The sequence below is a fragment of the Pseudomonadota bacterium genome (assembly GCA_022361155.1).
Classification (GTDB): Bacteria; Myxococcota_A; Polyangia; order Polyangiales; family JAKSBK01; genus JAKSBK01.
Window position 1 is genome coordinate 1 of record JAKSBK010000564.1, and the last position, 1,965, is coordinate 1,965.

At 64.5% G+C, this 1,965-nt stretch carries 3 protein-coding genes; all 3 read right to left on the reverse strand.

What is annotated here, in order from left to right:
* The coding region (gene gspN / locus MJD61_21100) for a type II secretion system protein GspN (protein ID MCG8557756.1) at positions 1-494 on the reverse strand (494 nt) is incomplete at its 3' end.
* Positions 491-1,072, reverse strand: coding sequence for a type II secretion system protein GspM (gene gspM / locus MJD61_21105; GenBank protein ID MCG8557757.1), 582 nt, complete (start codon positions 1,070-1,072; stop codon positions 491-493). The genes gspN and gspM, both read right to left, overlap by 4 nt.
* Positions 1,069-1,965 (reverse strand): hypothetical protein (locus MJD61_21110; protein MCG8557758.1); only part of this gene is annotated, 897 nt, incomplete at its 5' end. The genes MJD61_21110 and gspM, both read right to left, overlap by 4 nt.

Consider the following 1,965-nt stretch of genomic DNA (forward strand, 5'->3'; position numbering starts at 1 on the left):
ACCGAGCGAAGCGTAGCGTCGATCTGCTGTCCGGTGGCGGTTCGCTTCCACGTGCCCCGCAGCGAGCCGCCGCCCACCCGACCGTCGAACGATACCGCGGCTCCGCCAAAAAGCAGCGACCACGGTGCAGCTCGGATCCAAAGCTCGTCCATGTTCATCGACAGCGGTGCGCGCGTGGCCCGATCCGCCTTCTTGCTGAAGCGCACGCCGGTCAGGTGAGCTCCCGTGAACCACCAAGGCTGCAGCTCCTCGATCTCGAGGCTGATCCCGGTGCGGTGCAGCCGACCCAGGGAGTCCTCTCGCAGCTCCGCCTGCTGGATGATGTAGTCGCGCAGCCTGTGGTAGGGAAACGTGAAATAGACGCCCAGCACGAAGAACGCCGCGAAGAAGCCACCGTAGCCTGCCCACTTGGCGACGGTTCGCAGCGCTCCGAATCGCGATCCCAGTACGCGCGATGGTCGTTCAAGCACAGCCGTCGTAGCTTCCGTCGTCATGGTGAGCCAGGCTTCTTGGGGTTTGCTTTGCTGGCGTTGCCCAAGCGATCGAATGTAACCACGCCAAGCTTGACGTTGTAGCGATCACCGTCTTGGTAGTGCTCGACCTGCAGGTTTTCTATGGCGACCGGGTAGCGGCTGTTCTTGATCGAGGCAAGCATTTCCATCACGGGCGTCAAGGCCACACCTGGCATGCTGATGCGCACGTTGCGCCGGCGGAAGCCACCTTCGTCCTTTTCCGGCTGATCGACGACTTCTCGGATCGAAAGCTCCTTGTCGTGCGCCTTGCCTTCCAGGAAGCTCCCCAGCTGGGGGGCTTTCTGGCGGTAGCGCAGCTCCGCAGCTTGGCGCTCGTGCAGCAGCTGTGTCAGCTTGGGCCGCCGCCGCGCGAGGGTGTCCAGCAACGCCTCCAGCTCGTCGTTTTGTTGCCGCAAAGCCGAGTTGTTCAGTGCCATCACGACCAGCGGCAACAGCGCAAGCAGGGCTGCGACTACGACCGCAAGCAAGCCCACGAGCCGCTTTTCGCGGTCGGTAAGACCGGCCCAGGCCGATCTCAGGCGATCGAGCCCCGTGGTCATATCCGCTTGCTCCTCTTGCGACGCTTCTTGTCCTGTGGGCGCGATTCCCAGCACCGTATCGTCCCCTCGAGCCGATAGTTGATGCGATCGCGACCCGGCGCCGGCGTGGTTCGCCCTTTCTCCACTTCATGGAAGCACTTGTGAGCCTTGAGCTTCTCGGCCACTTGATCGCGCTGCTCGATCGTGCCCAGGGCGGCCAGCAGCTCGAAGCGACCTTCGTGCTTGCCGTCACCCACGTCGATGCGAAGCTTGCGCACGTCGTGCGTTACGTCCTCATCAATCGACGCCGACACGGCCTCGAGCGCATCGAATGCATCGAAGGACGGCAGGGGATCGTCGCTCAGGCCAATGCTCTTGAGCAGCTTGCGGGCTTCCTTGGCGGTGCTGACCTCACGGCCAAGAACTGCCTTGGTCTCACGGCCAAGCCGCTCCTTGAGTCGGGTTTGCTCATCGAGCAGCAGGGAACGCTGCGAAGCGATCGCGAACGCGAGCGAGAGGGCTATCGTAACGGCGCAGGCGCTGCCGAGACGCAGGTAGTTACGAAGTGCGCTTGCTGCGTGCGGGGGCGCGAACTCGCCCTGGCGCAGGTTGATGCGTCGCTCGTGAACCGTGGCGCGGCCAGCAAGCGCCGCAGCGCGCATGAAAGCGGGATCCGGCTCCTGGCTCGAGCCTGGCGGCGGCGGCAGCGCCAAGCTCTGCACCTCGAGACCGAGCGCCTCGCTTAGCGTCGCAGGGAGTTCCGGGTTCGATGCCAGGTTGCCCGCGACATAGACCTTGCTCAGCTCGCGACCGCTGGCTGCGCGGTAGGCCGTCAGGGTGCGGTGAAGCGTGGCCTGAACGGAAGCCAGGCCCTCTTGCTGCTCGCCGAGCCCTGCGGAGAGCGTTCGGGCCAT

Bases quoted from the DNA above. Each gene is read 5' to 3' on its own strand.
- gspM (MCG8557757.1), bottom strand. From the start codon at position 1,072: ATGACCACGGGGCTCGATCGCCTGAGATCGGCCTGGGCCGGTCTTACC.